Source organism: Parapusillimonas granuli, from assembly GCF_013416525.1.
GTDB classification, from domain to species: domain Bacteria; phylum Pseudomonadota; class Gammaproteobacteria; order Burkholderiales; family Burkholderiaceae_B; genus Parapusillimonas; species Parapusillimonas granuli.
This window is the reverse complement of record NZ_JACCEM010000003.1, coordinates 146,040-164,282: the sequence shown is the minus strand read 5'-3', so window position 1 is coordinate 164,282 and position 18,243 is coordinate 146,040. Positions and strand designations below refer to the sequence as shown.

The 18,243-nt window shown below is 70.6% G+C and carries 8 protein-coding genes; 5 read left to right on the top strand and 3 right to left on the bottom strand.

All coding sequences use genetic code 11. The annotated features are described in order from the left end of the window. Positions 1-9 precede the first annotated feature (9 nt). Complete coding sequence (locus H0A72_RS06070; protein WP_180154178.1) at positions 10-2,823, bottom strand: ATP-binding cassette domain-containing protein; 2,814 nt, start codon at positions 2,821-2,823, stop codon at positions 10-12. A 27-nt stretch (positions 2,824-2,850) separates the two neighbouring features. After that, complete coding sequence (locus tag H0A72_RS06065) at positions 2,851-3,588, bottom strand: thioesterase II family protein (RefSeq protein ID WP_180154177.1); 738 nt, start codon at positions 3,586-3,588, stop codon at positions 2,851-2,853. Between the two features lie 235 nt (positions 3,589-3,823). On the opposite strand from H0A72_RS06065, the gene H0A72_RS06060 reads away from it, so the two are divergent. The 4 genes from H0A72_RS06060 to H0A72_RS06045 all read left to right on the top strand — a co-directional run bounded on the left by H0A72_RS06060 (position 3,824) and on the right by H0A72_RS06045 (position 15,557). Continuing rightward, positions 3,824-4,666 carry a phytanoyl-CoA dioxygenase family protein gene (locus tag H0A72_RS06060; protein WP_246436867.1) on the top strand — a complete coding sequence of 281 codons (843 nt, stop codon included), beginning with the start codon at positions 3,824-3,826 and terminating at the stop codon, positions 4,664-4,666. A gap of 188 nt (positions 4,667-4,854) precedes the next feature. Beyond that, positions 4,855-5,181, top strand: coding sequence for an antibiotic biosynthesis monooxygenase family protein (locus H0A72_RS06055; protein ID WP_180154176.1), 327 nt, complete (start codon positions 4,855-4,857; stop codon positions 5,179-5,181). A gap of 117 nt (positions 5,182-5,298) precedes the next feature. Further along, positions 5,299-8,544, top strand: a complete 3,246-nt coding sequence (locus H0A72_RS06050) for a non-ribosomal peptide synthetase (RefSeq protein ID WP_180154175.1) — start codon at positions 5,299-5,301, stop codon at positions 8,542-8,544. After that, entirely contained in the window at positions 8,541-15,557 is a 7,017-nt protein-coding gene (locus tag H0A72_RS06045) for a non-ribosomal peptide synthetase (protein WP_180154174.1), read from the top strand. Before H0A72_RS06050 ends, H0A72_RS06045 begins: the two co-directional genes overlap by 4 nt. Here the strand turns inward: H0A72_RS06045 and H0A72_RS06040 are convergent. Continuing rightward, positions 15,546-16,319 carry a 4'-phosphopantetheinyl transferase family protein gene (locus tag H0A72_RS06040; protein WP_180154173.1) on the bottom strand — a complete coding sequence of 258 codons (774 nt, stop codon included), beginning with the start codon at positions 16,317-16,319 and terminating at the stop codon, positions 15,546-15,548. The genes H0A72_RS06045 and H0A72_RS06040 overlap by 12 nt on opposite strands. A 137-nt stretch (positions 16,320-16,456) precedes the next feature. Between H0A72_RS06040 and H0A72_RS06035 the strand changes: the two genes are divergently transcribed. After that, positions 16,457-18,229, top strand: a complete 1,773-nt coding sequence (locus H0A72_RS06035) for a solute carrier family 23 protein (protein WP_180154172.1) — start codon at positions 16,457-16,459, stop codon at positions 18,227-18,229. Positions 18,230-18,243 lie beyond the last annotated feature (14 nt).

The window sequence follows — 18,243 nt, the reverse complement described above, 5'->3', positions numbered from 1 at the left end:
TCCTCGAAGTCAGTCGGCGGCCTGGGCGGGCGCGGGCCTCTTGGGGTTGGCGGACCCCAGGCGACGGCTCATGAGCTCGTCCAGCTTGGCATCCAGCCGGCGGTCCAGAGTGGCGGCGATTTCTTTTTCCAGGTCGGACTGCTCGCTCGTGCTGCGATGCAGATCGGCGATGTGGCGCAGATCCTGCCGGCTCAGCGACAGCAGCAGGCAGGGGTGGCGCGTCCGGCAGGTGGTGGGGTTGGGCAGCCCTTCGATCAGGGCGAACTCGCCGAAGAAGTCGCCCACTTCCAGGATCTCCATGGTCAGCGAGCTGCCGTCGCCCAGCAGCACCGAGCTTTCGACCGTGCCGCGCGCGATGATGTAGAAGCGCCCGGCGGTCGTGCCTTCTATGCTCAGCACGGTATCGGCCTCGACCTCCTCGACGCGCAGCTTGCCGCGTATGCGTTCCAGGTCCGCGTCCGGCACGTTGGCGAACAAGGGGATCTTGCGCAGGCGGTCGACGGTGATCTCGACGTCCTGGCCGGCGTTCGCGATGGAGATGTCGGCCTGCTTCTCCCACATGCCCGCATAGACGCCGCCCAGCCGCAGCAATTCATCGTGCCTGCCCTGTTCGACCAGCCTGCCGTCGCGGAAGACGCAGATCAGGTCCATGTCCGGGCATGACGCCAGCCGGTGGGTGACGGAAAACAGCGCGCGGTCGGCGCTGACTTTGGCGAGCGTGCTGTTGATGGCCGCCTCGGCTTCGGCATCGAGCGCCGAGGTGGCTTCGTCCAGCAGCAGTATCTGGGGATCGCGCAGCAGCGCCCGCGCGATCACGATGCGCTGGCGCTGCCCGCCGGACAGCAGCTTGCCGCCTTCGCCCACGTTGGTGTCGTAGCCGGCCGGCAGGGACGCGATGAAGTCGTGGATTTCGGCCGCTTTGGCCGCGCGCCGCAGCTCCTCGTCGCTGGCGTCCATCCGCCCGATACGGATGTTGTAGGCGATGGAGCCTTCGAACAGCGTGGTGTCCTGGTTGACCACGGCCATCAGGGAGCGCAGCGACCGGTTGTCGATGTCGCGGATATCGGTGTCGTTCAAGTAGATGCTGCCGCTGGTGGCGTCGTAGTTGCGGGACAGCAGATTGATGACGGTGCTCTTGCCCGAACCCGACGGGCCCACCAGGGCGATGCGCCGCGGCGTGGGCGTGTCGAGCGAGACGTCCTGCAGGTTCAGGCGGTCGCCGCTGTAGCTGAAGGACACGTTGTCGAACGCCACGCGCTCCAGGGGCGCGTCGAAAACGGTTCCCGCCGCGGCCTCGGGGATGTCGTCGGGCTGGGCGAGCACGGTCGAAACGCGCTGCCAGCTGCCCACCGCCTGTATGGCCGGCGGCAGCAGCGCGGCGATGGCGCCGGCGGAGCCGCCGAAGGCCAGCAGCAGGCCGATGTAGGCCACCACCACGCCGCCCGAGACCGTGCCGTTGAGCGACAGGATCGCGCCCAGCCCGATGATGCCGAGCTGGGCCGCGCTGATGGCGAACACCGTCACGCGCCCGGTCAGTTCGCCCATCAGGAACTGCCGGTGGCTGGCCTGGTAGATGTCGTCGATGTGGCCGTCGAACTGTTCGCGGCGGTGCGCGCCTATGCCCAGTATGCGGATCACCGGCAGCAGCTGCACGGACTCCCGGATGAAGCCCGCCAGCTTGCCGTCCTCGACCTTGCGCGCGTAAGCCGCCCGCACGGCCAGGCGCCCCACCCGGCGCGGCAGCCAGAAGGCGACGACCAGCAGGGATATCGTGGCGATCGCCATGCGCCAGTCGAGTATGACCGCCGTGATCAGCGAGCCCAGCATCAGGAATCCCTTGGACACGATGCCGGGCACGGCGCGCACGATCGCGTTCTCGATGACCTGCATGTCGGCCGAGAACATGGAGACGATGTCGCCGCTCTTGAAGTGATTGAGGGAGCGCGAGGACAAGGCGAGCAGCTTGCTGAACACCTGGGTGCGCACGTCGTTCAGCGCCCGCGGCCCCAGCGTGGAGACGCTGAAATCGATGGCGACGCCCGCGGCCGACGTGACCAGGAAGCCGCCCACCAGCAAGGCCAGCGTGCGCCAGATGACGGCGGCATTCTGGGCCGTGATGCCGTCGTCGAACAAGTCGTTCAGCCAGATGGGCATCATGGTGGCATAGGCCGTCTGGATCAGTATGCCCACGACCAGCAATATGCAGAACAGTCGATAGGGCCGCAGCAGCCCGACCGTCCAGACCACGAAGGGCCACAAGCCCTTGGCGGGCTGCTCCCGCGACAGCGTTTCGCCCCACTGGAGCTCCAGCATGGCCAGCGACTTGCCGGTCGCCTTGCGCGCGACCTCGTCCAGCGGCACGCCTTTTTCCATGCCGCGGGCGAACGCCAGCATGCCTTCCAGGCCGTAGGCGTCGAGCAGGAAGCGCGTGAAGGCGCCGGCGCGCAAAGCGTCTTCGGGGCCGGCGGCCTTGAGGTCCAGCCGGGCGGCGAGCCCTTCCACGTCGCCGATGTCATCCAGCCCGACGTAGCGCGATTCCTCGGACTTGTGGGTGGCCAGGTGCAATATGCCCACGCCGAACAGGCCCAGGGCCCGCTGCGGGCAGGCCAGCCGTTCAGCCAGCAGATGCTGGACCAGGGCCAGCGCCGGATCCTGGTCGCCCCGGCCGGCGGCGCCCGCACGCAAGTTCGCCGACAACCGCTCTTCCGGCGACTCGGGCGGCTCCAGCTCCAGCAAGGCGCGGACTTCCTTCTCCACCTTATCCAGTCGGCGGATGTTCGAGTTGAGCCCGCCTTGCAGTAAATCCCGTAGCTGTTGTTTCACGGTTGGCTCCATGCAGGGCCTGCGGCCCTAAGTTGCCTGCGTCAGATGAACGAGAGTGCGGGCGATGAGTTCCGGCGCCTCCGCCCAGGGAAAATGGCCCGCCGCGCAATCGGCCATGCGCAGCGGCCGGTCGGTGACCGATTGCCAGGCGCGGAGGTCTTCCAGCGGCGTGGACGTATCGCGCGTCAGGCGCAGGACGTCGATCGGCAGGGGCAGCCGGCCGGCGCGCGCGTGCCGGTAGGTGTCGCAGGCTTGCAGATCCGCCCGCAAGGCCTCCGCCCCGAGTTCGCCGCCCCATGCGGAACCGCCGTCGTCGTGCGGCCCGCCGTAGCGCGCGCTGAGCTCGGCGCGCAGCTGCGGCAGGGGCAGGCGGTATAGGGGCGGGTCCGCCGGAGGCAGGACGGGCGCGCGAAAGCCCGACACGACCAGGCGTTCGGGCGACAGCGCCGTGTCCAGCAGATGCCAGGCCGTTTCATAGGCCAGCAAGGCGCCATAGCTGTTGCCCACCAGCACCAGCCTGGGCGCCCGCGCATCCTGCTCGAACAGCGCCGCCAGGCCTTGCGCCAGCGCCTGGGCGGCGGCCGCCGCCTGCCGTGGAGGCGTGCCGTCGTCGAGCCCGCCGCCGCGGGGCAGGTCGGCCACGGCGACGCCCGCTTGCGGCGGCAAGGCCGTCAGCAGTCGGCCGATGGACAGGGCGGTGGCGCCGGCATGGGGAAAGAATGCGAAGGTGGGCTCGGCCGGCCGCGCAGGGCGGATGCGCAGCATCCAATATGCCCTTGTTACATCCGGCCGCTGGTCGCATTCCTCCGTATATGGCATTGATTCCCCATTGCGCTAACAAGTTGTAGCAATTAAATTGGATTCTATCAGCGAAGCGCGATTATCCCATTTTTATATAAATTTAGATACAAATTATTTCAAACTTGGCTATACGTTGACCAATGCCCGCGCCGCGGCGGCATAGCACCGCCCGCTCGCACGGCCCAACCCAAGGAAAGACATGATGGCGACACGGCCCGACTACATGGACGATTACGACGCGCACGGCGTCGTCTGCATACGCCAGGCTTTCCCGGAAGAATGGGTGGAACTCGTGCGCCGGGGCATAGAGCGCAACATCCAGGCGCCCAGTCCCTTCTTCCGCAAGCTCGACGACGGCAGCGGCGCCTTCCTGTCCGACAGCTGGTCGCGGCGGCACATCCCCGAATTCGAGCGCTTCTGCCGCGAATCCCCGGCGGGGCGCATCGCCGCGCACGCCCTGGCTTGCTCCCGGATCCGGCTGGCGCAGGACACCTGGTTCGTCAAAGAGCCCGGCACGTCGGACCGCACTCCCTGGCACCACGACACCGTCATCCAGGGGCCGTTCTGCTCCATCTGGGTGGCGCTGGACCCGATTCCCCGCAGCGCCACGCTGGAATTCGTCCGCGGCTCGCATGCCTGGGGCAAGATCCTGATGCCCAAATCCTTCTTCGCGGACGCCTCCAGGCATTCCGCCGCCGATGCCTATTACGCCGAGTTCCATGGCGACAAGTCCCGCCTGGACGCCTCGCTGTTCGGCGAGATCCCCGACATCGAGGCCGACCGCGCCGCCTACGACATCGTGAGCTGGGACATGGAACCCGGCGATTGCGTGCTCTTCGATGCGCGCACCGTCCACGGCGCCCCGGGCAACCGGACCTCCCGCGTCGCGCGTCGCTTCGTCACCCGCTGGGTCACGGACGAGGCCTATGTGGCGCCCCATGCCCAGAACATGGTCGACGCCCTGGAAAAATTCGGCCTGGAGGCCGGATTGCGCGTCGGCGGCCCCATACGCAATGCCTTGTTTCCCGAATTCCAGTATTGATCCAGGCCAATGATCCGTGCTTTATTTGTAACTAAATGATAAAATAGTTTTCAAGCGCTGGCCGATACGGCTCAACGCGAATACACTGCCCGTGTGCCAAACCCGGATACAGAAGTAACATTCAGACAGCGGCTAGGCATGGCAGTCTCCCTCGTTGTTCCCATCTAACCAGAAGGAGTATCACCATCATGGCTGGAATGTTTCTCACTATCACTCGCGCCAACATCAAGGCCGGAAACGAAAAGGACGCACGAGCCCTCCTCGAAAAATCCCTCCTGCCCAACGACGGCTCCAAGCCGGGCGACCATATTCCGGGCCTCATCGGTTTCGGTCTCATGCGCTCCAAAAAAGATCCGTCCATGTTCGGCCTCGCCACCGTCTGGAAAGACGAAGCCTCGTTCGACGCCCTGGCCCGCAACCCCAACGCCAAGACCGGCGGCCACTGGGTCGAAAAGTTCATGAAGTTCACTGACGGCGAAGTCAAGGGCGAAGGGTTCTACATAGAAAGCCTGTAATCGCCTGCCGAGAGCACGGCGCATGCAGGCCCGCCGCCTTGCCGGCACAGGCATGCGGCGCCGTCCCTCTCCTTCGTTTCACAATCGATATCCGCCGCCAGCCGGCCGCGCATGCCCATGACCGCGACTCCCATTTCCTCGAACGGCAGTTCCGCGCAGCGCCCCATCGAAGACGCCTACCCTCTTACCCGCATGCAGCAGGCGCTGCTGCTGCGCTGCGTCACCTACCCGGACCAGCCCCTGTACATGGGCCAATGGTGGGCGTTGCTGGAGGGCGAGCTCGACGCCCCGGCATTCAGCCTTGCCTGGCAAGCGGTGGTGGACCGCCACACCGCGCTGCGCAGCGGCTTCCACTGGGACCTCAAAGACCAGCCTTTCCAGGTCGTCCACCGGCAGGCCGCGCTGACCTTCACCGACATCGACTGGACGGGCGTCGGCGACTGGCAGGCCGCCCTGCGGGAATTCCTGGCCCTGGACCGCGACCTGCCCTTCGACATCAAGAAGCCGCCGCTCATGCGCCTGGCCTTGATCCAGCTGGCGCCCGCGCGGCACATCGTCGTCTGGACCCGCCACCACCTGACGGTCGACGGCTGGTCGCTGGGCATACTCCTGGATGAAGCCTTCACGCTGTACAAGGCCGAAGTGGCCGGGCGAGCCCACGGCCTGCCGCCGGCGCCGCCGTTCCGGAATTACGTCGAATGGGAAAAGTCCCTCGATCGGGACCGCGCCCGCGAACATTGGCGCTCGGTGCTGGCCGCCATGCCGGACGCCGACCTTGCCCCGCGGCAAGCCTTGTCGCTGAACGACACGCGCCGCCCCGACATCCACAACAGCGTCCGCCGGCTGCCGGCCGGCCTCGCGGCCCGCCTGCAAGGCCTGGCGCGCGACACGCAAGTCACCCTCGGCACCGTCCTGCAGGCCGCCTGGGCCCTGGCGGCCGACCGCCTGGCGAACCAGGCTGCCGTGCTCTTCGGCTCGGTCGAGACTGTGCGGCCGCCCCACCTGGAACAGGGCGGCGGGCCGGCTCTGGTGGGCATACAGATACAGGTGCAGCCCATCGTCGCGCGGGTCGACGCCACCCCGCTGGGCGCATGGATGCAAGCCCTGCAGGCCGCGGCCGGCGCCGCGCGCGAGGCCGGGCCGCTGGGCATGGACGACTTGCGCCAGCTGCTGTCGCTGCCGTCCGACAGCCTGCCCTTCGACAGCCTGGTGGGCTTTCAGAACTATCCGCTGGACGAGGCCGCCGCGCTGCGGGGCAGCGGGCTGGCCATGGCGGACAACGGCGACGCCACCGTGCCCGACATGCCGCTCAACCTGATGGTGGAGCGGCAATCCGACGGCGGCCTGAGCTTGCAGCTGATGGCCGACCGGCGCTACGTCGGCGCCGAAGAAGCCGCCTTGCGCCTCGACATGCTGGCGCACACCCTGTCCCTCATGCCGGACGCCGCCCACGCGCCGGCGGCCGGCATCGACGCCTTGCCGCCGGCGCTGCGGGCGTCCTTGCTGCATGCAGTCCCGGACGCGCGGCTGCTTGCGCCGCGCCCGCCCGTCATCGCCGCCATCGCCGGCCATGCCGCCGCGCATCCCGAAGCGCCGGCCGTGGTGCACGGCCAAGAACGACTGAACTATGGCGAGCTGATGGCCCTGGCCCGGGCGGTGGCCGGCCGTCTTCAAGCCCAGGGCGTCGCCCCGGGCGCGCGGGTGGGGCTGCACATGGAACGCAGCCCGCTCGCCATCGCCGCCATGCTGGGCATCATGCTGTGCGGAGCCGCCTACGTGCCCCTGGACCTCAACGCTCCCGACGAGCGCAAGGCGTTCATGATCGCCGAAGCGGCGCTGAGCGCGATCGTCTGCGCCGCGCCCGCCTCCATTGCCGGCAAGCCCGGCATCGCCCTGGGCGACCTGGCTCCGGCCGCCGCCGCCCAGCCGCAACCGGCGGACGCCGGCCATGCCTGGCCCGCCGGCGCCGACGAGGCCTACGTGATCTTCACCTCGGGCTCCACGGGGCGTCCCAAAGGGGTGTCGGTCACGCACGACAACCTGTCCTATCACGTCGAGGCCCGCAAGCAGGCTCATCCCGGCATGCCCAACCGCAGCCAGCTGCTGACCTTCCCGCTGATTTTCGACGGCTCCGTCACCTGCATATTCGGCGCCCTGTCGGTGGGCGGCAAGCTGGTGCTGCCACTGCCCGAAGAAGCCACGGATCCCGACCGCCTGGCCGAGCTGGTGGCGCGGGAAGGCGTCACCCAGACCATCATGATTCCCTCGCAGTGGGCGCTCATGCTGTCGTCCGGCCGGCCCGAGCGGCTGTCCGGACTGGAGCTCGCCATCGTGGGCGGCGAAGCCTGCCCGCGCGAGCTCGTCGAGCAGCACTACGCGGTCTTGCCGGGCACGCGCTTCTGCAATGAATACGGCCCCACCGAAACCACCGTCTGGGCCACCTTCGAGCTCTGCGTGCCCGGCGAGTCCGGCCCCGTGGCCATCGGCCGCCCCATACCCGGCATGCGCGCCTACGTCACCGACCGCCACGGCAGGATCTGCCCGCCAGGCACGACCGGCGAGCTCCTGATCGCGGGACCCGGCATCGCCAAGGGCTACGTCGGCCGGCCCGAACTGACCGCCGAACGCTTCGTCGCCAACCCCTTCCATGACGACGACGGCTACCGCAGCGTCTATCGCAGCGGCGACCAGGTCGCGCGGGGCTTCGACGGCAAGCTGCGCTTCCAGGGGCGCGCCGACGACCAGGTGAAGATCAGCGGCTACCGCATCGAACTCGACGAAATCAGCGCCTGCCTGCGCGGTTGCGACGGCGTGTCCGAAGCGGCGGCCGTCGTTCATCAGTCGGGGCCGCACGCCATGCTGGTGGCCCACGTGGCCGGGCCCGGCCCGCTCAGCCGCGAGGCGCTGCTGGACCACGCCCGGCGCGGCTTGCCCGCGTACATGGTGCCCCACGACATCGTGTTGCACGAGCGCCTGCCCCGCAACGCGGCCGGCAAGCTGGACCGCCGGCAATTGCCCGCTCCGCGCCCGCCCGACACCGCGGCCGCCGCCCCGCAGGGCCCGACCGAAACGCTCATCGCCCAGGTGTGGCGCTCCGTGCTGTCTCGGGACGGCATAGGCCGCCATGACGATTTCTTCGCCATCGGCGGGCGCTCGCTGGACGCCATGCAGGTGGTGTCCCGCTTGCGGCGCGAACTCAAGGCGCCCCTGGACCTCATCGATCTCTTCGAAACCCCCCGGCTGTCGGAGCTGGCGGAGCGGCTGCTCCAGCGCCAGGCCGGCCAGGCGGCGGCGCCCGCCGCCATACCGAAGCGGCAGCGCGCCCGGGTCGACCTGCCGGCGGGGGCGGAGCCCCGTCCATGAGCAGCGGATACATCGCCGCCGCCGCGTTCGCGCAGCGCCAGCTGCGCTACCTGGACTTGCTGCAGCCCGGCCGGTCCGATTATGCCGTGCCCCTTCTGGTCGAAATCAGCGGCCCGGTCGATGAAACCGCCCTGCGCGCCGCCTTCCAGGCCGTCATCCAACGGCACGACGGCCTGCGCGCCAGCTTTCCCCTGGTCGACGACACCCCCTGCCAGGCCGTGCGCGACGAGCTGCGCATTCCCCTGGACACCACGGCGCTGGCGGCCGGCACACCCGCCGCCTGGCGGCGCGAGCTGGCCGCCGCCCTGTCGGCGCTGGCCGCGCGCCCCTTCGACCTGGAACATGGCCCGGCGCTGCGGGCCGGCCTGTTCAAGCCCGGCGACGCGGGAGCCGGATGCAGCCTCGCCCTGGCCGTGGTCTTCCACCATGCCGTCGCCGACGGCTCGTCCCTGCCGATCTTTCTTGCCGATCTCGTCCAGGCCTACGACGCCGCCCGCGCGGGCATGGCTCCGGCCTGGGCCGAGCTGCCGCTGCAGTATCCCGACTACGCCGACTGGGAACAAGAACAATTCGGCGATCCCGACTCCCCCGCGCTGGCCGAAGCGCTGGACTACTGGCGCGAACAGCTGCGCGCGGCGCCCTCGCCGCTCGAACTCCCGCTGGACCGCCCGCGCGGCGCCCAGGCCGCGCGGGCCGCCGAGGCCGGCGTCCGGCTGGCCTTGCCCGCGTCCGTCGGCACGGCGCTCGCCGAAACCGCCAGGCAGCGCGGCGCCACGCAGTTCATGGCCTTGCTGGCCGTTTTCTTCGCGGTCCTGCATCGCTGGAGCGGCCTCGAAGACCTGGTCGTCACGGTGCCCGTGTCCAAGCGCACGCGGCCGGAATTATCCGGGCTGGTGGGGCTGCTGGTCGACACCCTGCCGCTGCGCGTGCCATGCGCCGCCGACACTCGCTACGAAGCGCTGCTGGACGGCGTGCGGACGGCTTTCCGCGATGCCTTGCGCCACCGCGACGTGCCCTTCCAGCGCATCGTCCAGTCCATCGACATCGAGCGCCGCCCGGGCGCCATGCCGCTCATGCAGATCCTGTTCGGCAGCCTGGAGTCCGACGCCGGCCCGCTGGCCGCCCGGGACGGCGCCCGCTTCCAGGTTCTGGACGACCAGACCGAACAGGCGGCGAAATCCGATCTTTCCTTCGTCTACCACCAGACGCCCGAACACCTCGAACTCTGGTGCCGCTACGAACCGGCCATTTTCGACCGCGCCACCATCGAGAACCTGCTTGCCTGGTTCGGCACGCTGGCCCGGGCGGCGGCCCAGGCGCCCGGCGAATGCGTGGCCGACCTGCCGCTCATCGGCGAGGCCGAAGGCCGCGCCCTCATCGCGCGCTTCAACGACACCGCCCGGCCCTATCCAGCCGGCAAATCCGTGGTTCAGCTGTTCGATGAAGTCGCCGCGGAGCACCCCGGCCAGGCAGCCATCGAAGAAGGCGAGGAACACATCGACTACGCCCGGCTGCGCGCCGCGTCGGCGTGCCTGGCCGCCGCGCTGGCCCAGGCGGGCGTCGGACCGGGCGATCCCGTCGTGCTGGTGCTGTCGCCGTCCGCCCGCTTCCTGACCCTGGTGCTGGCCATCCTGCGCACCGGCGCGGTCTATGTGCCGCTGGACCCCGCCCACCCCCATGCCCACCGGCGGCGGCTCGCGCAGTCCATAGGCGCCCGCGCCGTGGTGCTGGCCGCCGGCGACGACACCGACTACGGCGGCATTCCCGTCCTGGACGCCGCCACGCTGGAAGCCCGAGCGGCGCGCCTGCCGGAACTGCCGGCGCACCCCGCGGCCCCCGGGGACACGGCCTACATCATGTTCACCTCGGGCTCCACGGGCGAGCCCAAAGGCGTCGCCGTCCCCCACCGCGCCATCGTCCGGCTGGTGCGGAACACCGACTACATCCGCTTCGGGCCGGATACGCGGGCCGCGATCTACTCCAATCCCGCCTTCGACGCCTCGACCGTCGAGACCTGGGGACCGCTGCTCAACGGCGGCACCGCCGTCGTGATCGAGCGCGCCGCCGTGCTCGACATCGCCCTGCTGGGGCGCGTGCTGGCGGACCACGCCATCAGCTTCTGCTGGATCACCACGGGCCTGTTCCACGAGATCGCCGCCATAGATCCGGGCGTTTTCGCCGGCCCGCGGACGGTCATGACGGGCGGCGACACGACCAGCGCCGACCTGGTCCGCGCGGTGCGCGACGCCTGCGCCGGGTCCGGGCTGCGGCTGCTGCATGCCTACGGCCCCACCGAGAACACCACTTTCAGCACCTGTTTCGACGCCGATGAGCTCGCGCCCGGCGATGCCGTCATTCCCATCGGGCCGCCCATCGCCAACAGCACGGCATATGTGCTGGACCGGCGCGGCAGGCCGCTGCCGGCGGGCGTCAACGGCGAAATCTACGTCGGCGGCGACGGCGTCGCCCAGGGCTATGTCGGCGACCCGCAGCGCACGGCTTCCGCCTTCCTGCCCGACCCCTTCCTCCAGCAGGGCCGCCTCATGTACCGGACGGGCGACTTCGGCCGCTGGCGCGCCGACGGCGCCCTGCTGTTCGCCGGCCGGTCCGATGACCAGGTCAAGGTGCGCGGGTTCCGCATAGAGCTCAACGAGATCGCGGCCGCGCTGGGCCGCCACCCCGAATTGCGCACGGTCTACGTCGCGGCGCCCCGGCAGGAAAAAGCCGAAAGGCAGATCATCGCCTATGTGGTGCCGGAGCACATGCCCGGCCCCGGGCCGGCCGAACTGCGCCGCTTCCTGCAAAGCCGCCTGCCGCCGCACATGCTGCCGCATGCCTACGTCACGGCGCCCGCGCTGGCCCTGAACCTGAACGGCAAGGTGGACCGCAAGGCCCTGCCGCCGGTCGAGGACCACCATTACGACCGCTCCGGGACGCTCGTCGAACCCCGCAGCGAAGAAGAGGCGACGCTCCACGCGCTATGGAAGGAGCTCCTGGGCCTGGACGCCGTCGGCGTCACCGAGAACTTCTTCCACATCGGGGGCGACTCCATACTGGCCATACGCATGGCGGCGCGCGCCGGCAAGGCGGGCTTGCCGATCACGCCGTCCGACGTCTTCCAGCTGCAAACCATCGAGCGCCTCGCCGAGCTGGCCGGCGCATTGCGGCCCCGACAGCGGCGCGGCGCCGACCGCGTCTTTCCGGCCGCTCTCCTGCCCGAAGCCGCGGCGGGCCAGGAGCCGGCGCCCGCCTGCCTGATCGCCAGCCTGGTCCTGGACGCCCACATCGGCGCCGTCGAGCTCGCCCTGGCGGTGCACCGCCTGGCGGACCGGCACGACGCCCTGCGCCTGCGCTGGGTGCGTGACGGGCAGGCCAGCCACGTCGAGATCGCCGCCTACGTCGGCCGGCTGCCCATCCGCATGGTGGAAGTGCCCGGCCTGCCCGACGCGCGGATCGACGCCTGGGTCGCCGAGCACGCCGCCCGCATCGCGCGCGGGCTGGATACCGGCAGCGGCGTCACCCTCGCCACCACGCTGGTCGACCGCGGGCCGGTCACGCCGCCGGTGGTGGTCGTGGCGCTGCATCCCGGCATTGCCGACTACACCGGCGCCATGCTGCTGCTGAACGAGCTGCAGACGGCGCTGGCCAGCGGCGCGGCGGCCCTGCCCGCCCTGGACGACACCCCGACTTACGCGGACTGGCTGGACTGGCTCGAAACCCATGCCGACGCCCAGGCGGCCGGGCCCGGACTGGCCGCCCTGGAGACCGCCCAGATGCGGGCGGCGTCCCTGCCCGCGCAGCGCGAGCCCGCCACCCGCGCCCTCCCCGTCGTTGCGGAGCGATGCCTGGATCCCGCCCTGGGCGCCCGCCTGTATCATCAGGCGGCGGCCAGGCTGGCCGTTGCGCCGCTGGACATCCTGGCAAGCGCGCTGGCCTCCGCCGCCGGGCCCGGCGGCCTGGGCGGGGCGCTGCTGCTGGAAGGCGTCGATGCCGAGCGCCGCCTGCCGCCAGGCGCTCCGGACACGGCGCGCATCGTCGGCAAGATGGACGGCGTCCTGCCCATCCTGGCGCCGGCGGGCGGCGGCGCGCCCGCCGACACCCTGCGCGCCGTCAAGGCCGCGCGCCAGGCCGTCGCCGCCACCGCGCCGGTCTATCGCACGCTGGGGCAAACCTTCGACTTGCCGGCGGCGGCGCTAGGCCTGGCCTGGCCCGCGCCCGACCCGGCGCCCGCCATGCGGATGCACACCCCGCCCGGTTTCGGGCCGTCGGTGGAAAGCGCCCTGCTGGCGCGGCTCTCCGAAGCAGGCTTCAAGCTGGCCTGGGCCGGCGCCGAGCCTCCGGGCGGGGCGGCGGCCATGCTCGAACGCGTCGCCCGCGCGCTGGAAGAGATCGCGGCGCTGGCCGACCGGGAAAGCCGCCCGCTGTATACGGCGCGCGACTTTCCCCTGGCGGACCTGCCCCAGGGCGAACTTGCGGCGCTGCTGGCTTCGGCCGACGACATACAGGACGTCTATCCGCTGTCGCCCATGCAGGAAGCCATGCTCGTCCATACGCTGGCCGCCGCCGGATCGGGCGTGAACTTTGAACAAAGCTGCGTGCGCATTCGCGGCCCGCTCGACATCGACGCTTTCCGGCATGCCTGGGCCACGGTGTTCGAACGCCACGACGTGCTGCGCACCGCCTTCCATTGGCGCGGCCTGTCCCGCCCCATGCAGGTGGTGCACCGCCATGTCCCGCTGCCGCTTTCCATCCAGGCCTGGCCCGCCTTCGACGAGGACCGGCTCCAGGCCTTCCTGGCGGCGGACCAGGTCCTGGGCTTCGAACTCGAACGCGCCCCGCTGGTGCGCATGACGCTGATCCAGGCGGCGCCCGAGGACGTCTACCTGGTCTCCAGCTTCCACCACTTGCTGGTCGACGGCTGGTGCCTGGCAAAGCTGGAACGCGAAGTCCGCGCCGCCTATGAAAGCCATCGCAACCGCCGCGCGCCCCTGTTCGACGCGCCGGTCCCCTACCGCGACTACATCGCCTGGCTGCAACGCGCCGACCAGGCGGACGGCCGCCGCTTCTTCGCCGAACTGCTGCGCGAACTGCCCGAACGCCGCGCCCTGTTCGCGCCGCCGACCGCCGTCGCGCACGGCTTCACCACCCATCGCCGCGCGCTCGGCCCGGCGGCCAGCCGCGCCCTGCTGGCCTTCGCCCGGCGCCGCGGCCTGACCCTCGCCACGGTCATGCATTTCGCCTGGGCGGCCTGGCTGTCGGCCCGCCTGGGCGTGCGGGACGTCGTGTTCGGCACCACGGTTTCGGGCCGCCCGGCCGGCGTGCCGGGCGTGGAGCACATCGTCGGCATGTTCATCAACAACCTGCCGGTGCGCGTGCGCGTCGCGCCCGAGGCCGCGCCCGCCGCGCTGCTGGCCGAAATCCAGGCGCTGCTGGGACGGCTGCAGCAGCATGCGCACCTGGCGCCCGCCGAAGTGGCCGCCATCGCCGGCAAGCAAGGCCAGGCCGGCCCGCTGTTCGACACCCTCGTCCTGGTCGAAAACCTGGCTTCCGGCACCAGCGCCTGGAGCGGCGCCGAGGCGCTGACGGTCGAAGCCGTCCACTCGCGGCTGAAGACCGCCTACGACCTGACCTTCGTCGCGATTCCGGGCGACTCGATCACGCTGTCCACGGTGCAGCCCGACGACGGGCGCCGGCTGGAAGACGGCGCGGCCTTGCTGGAATCGATCGCCGAATTTCTCATCGCCCTGCCGGAACATGCCGACGGCGCGCTGCGGCGCCTGCCGCGGCCCGAGCCCCGCCCCGCCCCGCCGGCGGGCGGCGGCGTCGCGCCCTCCACGCCCTTGCGCTTCGCCACCCGGCCGCGCAGCACGCTGGAAGCGCGCATCGCCGACGCCGTGGCCGGCATTCTGGATGCCGCCCCGGCCCCGGCAGGCGCCGCCGCCACGCTGGACACCGATTTCTGGCAGCTGGGCTTGAATTCGCTGGGGCTCACGCAGCTGGCCTTGCGCCTGGAAGAAAGCCTGGGCCGCCGCGTGCCCATTTCGCTGCTGCTGGAGCACCGCTCGGTCGCGGCGCTGGCCCGGGCGCTGGAATCCGGCCAAAGCTGGAATCCCATCGTGCCCATGAACCGCCCCCGGGACGACGGCGCCGCCGACGCCCCGCCGCAGCCTTTCGCCTGCGTCCACCCCATCGCGGGCGACGTCAGCGTCTTCCTGGACCTGGCGCGCGCCATGCCGGCCTCCCTCCCCTTCTGGGCCATCCAGGCGCCCGGCCTGGAGCAAGGCCAGGAACCGCTGCGCAGCATCGAAGAGATGGCCGACGCCAATCTGCGGGCGCTGGCGGAACGCGGCGTGCCGCGCCCGCGCCGGCTGGGCGGCTATTCCTTCGGCGGCCTGGTGGCCTTCGAAATGGCGCGCCGGCTTGCCGGCATGGGGGCGCCGCCCGAGCGCGTGGTGCTCATCGACACGCCCGCGCCGCTCGAGCGCGTTTCCATCCTGGAGCCCGACCCCGATCATGCCCACGCCCAATGGCTGGTCCGCATGGCCGACGTCCGCGCCAGGTTCCAGGGCGTGCCGCCGGTGCTGACGCGGCAGGATCTGCTGGCGCTGCCGGCCGGCGGGCGTTTCGCCTTCGCCGCGGCCCGCCTGCACGCCGCCAGGCTGCTGCCGCCCGCCGCCGATGCCGACTGGCTGGCGCGCGCGCACCGGACCAGCCTGGCCCAGTACGAGGCCTACCTGGCCTATCGGCCGCCGGTCCAGGCCCACCCGGGCATCGCCCTGGCCCTGATCCGCGCCGACGCGCCGCGCGACGCCGACCTGGGCGACCTGGAAAATCGTCAGCTGGCGGTTCCCGACATGGGCTGGCAGGCCTTCAGCGCCCGGCCGGTCGAGCTGCGCTACGTGGCGGGCGACCATGTCACGATGCTGGCGGGGGACGGCGCCGGCGCGGTGGCCGCGGCGATCGCCGACTTGCTGCGCGCCGAAGCCCTGGCCTGCGGGAATTCAATCGCCTGAACGATGACGGACGACGGACTGATCGCCCCCTGCAGCCCCGCCGCCGGCCCCGCACAAGGCGAGCGCCGCCGCATACCCTTCCGGCGCCCGCAGGCGGAATACCCGGCATGCGCCCAGGCCGCCGGCTTTCGCTTCGAACGCACCGTCCGGCATCGGGGCGGCGCCAAGCTCGATTTCAGGAAGGCCCAGACCCAAGCCCCGGCCCACCGCCTTGGCGACGGCCTCCTTGGCCGTCCATGACTCGAAAAACGCCCGCGTGCGCGCGTCCGCCGGCAGCCCGGACCAGGCCTCATGCTCGGTGGCGGAGAACACCATGGCCGCCAGCGCATCCAGGTCGGAAACCGGCCGGCATTGCTCGATGTCCACGCCCACGCCGCAGCCGTCGGCCAGCGCCAGCAAGGCATGAGCGCCCGAATGCGCCACGTTGAAATCCAGGGCGCCGGCGTCCTGCAGGGACGGCTTGCCGTAGGCGCCGTAGTCGAAGGCCAGCGCGGCGGGTTCGCGCCGCAGGCATTGCCCCAGCAGCATGCGCAGCGCCGCCCGGGTCTGCACGAAATGGCGGCGGGCAAGCGCCGCCACGAACCGCCCGGCGCGGTCGCGCTCTTCGGCCGACAGCAGCTCGAAAAGCGCCTGTTCGGCATCCGCCTCGCCGGTGAAGGCGAAGAGCCAGGCCCGGCATTGCCCGGGCCCCGGCCCCGGCGTGCCGGGCGGCAGCGCCGGACGCCCGCCCGCCCATCGCAGCGTAAGAAGATCTGGAATCATGTCGATCCGCCGGTGTACGCCATGCCTGTTTTCAGGTGTAATCCGAATTTGCCGCGCCATTGCGGCGCATGTCATTTGGTAACCGGCCATATGATAAGCGACAGCCCGCTCTCTGATCACGAACTCGGAGTTTTCACATGTCCTTGCTCTCTAGGCTCGCCCTGGCGCCCACGCCGCCCTTCAAGCGCCCGCAAGACCTGCTCTACGCCTCGACCGAGCTTCCGCCCGCCGTGCCCCTCATCGGCCTGGCCTTCCAGCACGCGGCCACCGCGCTCGCGCTCATCGCCTACGTGCTGGCGTCCGCCAAGATCGGCGGCCTGGACGCCGAGGCCACGCGCGGCATGGTCACGGCCACCATACTCGGCATGGCGATCGCGACCTTCCTGCAGTCCTGGGGCGGCCGCTTCGGCTCGGGGACGCTGCTGGTCAACATTCCCGACCCGCTGCTGGTGGTGATCTCGGGCACGGTGGCCGCGCAATACGGCCTGGGCGGGCTGGTCCTCGTCGGAGTCGTCAACGGCGCCGTCGCGCTCGGGGCGGGCTATGTCGTGCCGCGCCTGCGGGCCGTGCTGCCGCCGTCCGTGGCGGGCGTCGTCGTCTGCGTCGCGGGCATTTCCCTGGTGTCGCCCGCGCTCACGCACATGGCCGACATGGACGGCGCCGGCGCCATCAGCGCGTACGACCTGCTCATCGGCATCGCCACGCTGGGCATCATCGCGGGCCTGTCGATCTGGGGCAGCCAGCGCATGAAGCTGTTCGCCCTGCTGGTCGGCCTGGCGGTGGGCGTCGTGCTGGCCGCCATGCTCGGCGAACTGGAAGGCGTGGAGCAGCTCGCCCACACGCCCGTTTTCGGCCTGCCCCGACTGCCGGCGCCCGCCCTGAACGTGGATCCGGGCTTGCTGATCGCCGTCGGCCTGCTGGCGCTGATGACCCAGCTGGACTGCTTCGGCTGCGTGGTGCTGATGCACAAGATGAACGACGCCGACTGGCGCCGCCCCGACATGGACATGGTCGGCGGCGGCATACGCGCGAACGGCCTGGGCAACCTGCTGGCGGCCTGGTTCGGCGCCTACCCGGGCGCGACGTCCTCGGCCAACATCGCCCTGGCGCACATCAGCCGCTCGACGTCGCGCTGGATCGGCCTGGCCGCCGGCGCGCTGCTCGCGCTCACCGCCTTTCTTCCGCAAGTAACGCTCGCGCTCACCCTCACGCCCATCTCGGTGATCGGCGCCGTCGAGGTCTACGCCGCCGCCTACCTCATCGTGTCCGGCATCGAACTCATCGCCTCCCGCGCCATGGACTCCCGCGGCATATTCATGGTGGGGCTGGCCTTCATCGCCGGGCTGGGGGTGATGTTCCTGCCCGGCCTTGCGAAGCTGGCGCCCGAATCGCTCCGCTTCCTGGCTGAAAACGGCGTCATCGTCGCCGGCCTGACCGCCATCCTGCTCAACCTGCTGTTTCGCCTGGGCACTTCGCGGCGGGCGCGGCTGGCGGTGAGTCCGCAAAAAACCCATGCCCAGACCGCCCAGGACATCGTCGGCTTCGTCGAGACCCAGGGCGCAGCCTGGAACGCCCGGCGCGACACGGTGCGCCGCGCCGCCTTGGCCGCCCTGGAAGCCGCCGAGGCCCTGCAGGCCGGGTCCGAACGCCGGATCCAGGAAGTGCACGGCAGTTTCGACGAATTCAACCTGGACATCGAATTCGTCTACAGCGGCCCGCCGCTGGTCCTGCAGGCCAAGCCCGCGACCGGGGCGCACGCGCTGCTCGACATCGACGACCATGCTTTCGAAGCGGCGCTCGACCAGGCCCTGTCCGGCGTGTCGCACGTACTGCTGCGGCACATGGCGGACCGGCTGCTCAGCGGAAAACGTGGCGAAAATTCTTACCTTCGATTACATTTTGACCATTGATCCCCGCTGAAGGC

What these genes read in the sequence shown, in the direction of transcription:
- H0A72_RS06065 (WP_180154177.1), bottom strand. Translation starts at nt 3,588, where the DNA reads ATGCTGCGCATCCGCCCTGCGCGGCCGGCCGAGCCCACCTTCGCATTC.
- H0A72_RS06050 (WP_180154175.1), top strand. Translation starts at nt 5,299, where the DNA reads ATGACCGCGACTCCCATTTCCTCGAACGGCAGTTCCGCGCAGCGCCCC.
- H0A72_RS06035 (WP_180154172.1), top strand. Translation starts at nt 16,457, where the DNA reads ATGTCCTTGCTCTCTAGGCTCGCCCTGGCGCCCACGCCGCCCTTCAAG.
- H0A72_RS06045 (WP_180154174.1), top strand. Translation starts at nt 8,541, where the DNA reads ATGAGCAGCGGATACATCGCCGCCGCCGCGTTCGCGCAGCGCCAGCTG.
- H0A72_RS06060 (WP_246436867.1), top strand. Translation starts at nt 3,824, where the DNA reads ATGATGGCGACACGGCCCGACTACATGGACGATTACGACGCGCACGGC.
- H0A72_RS06040 (WP_180154173.1), bottom strand. Translation starts at nt 16,319, where the DNA reads ATGATTCCAGATCTTCTTACGCTGCGATGGGCGGGCGGGCGTCCGGCG.
- H0A72_RS06055 (WP_180154176.1), top strand. Translation starts at nt 4,855, where the DNA reads ATGGCTGGAATGTTTCTCACTATCACTCGCGCCAACATCAAGGCCGGA.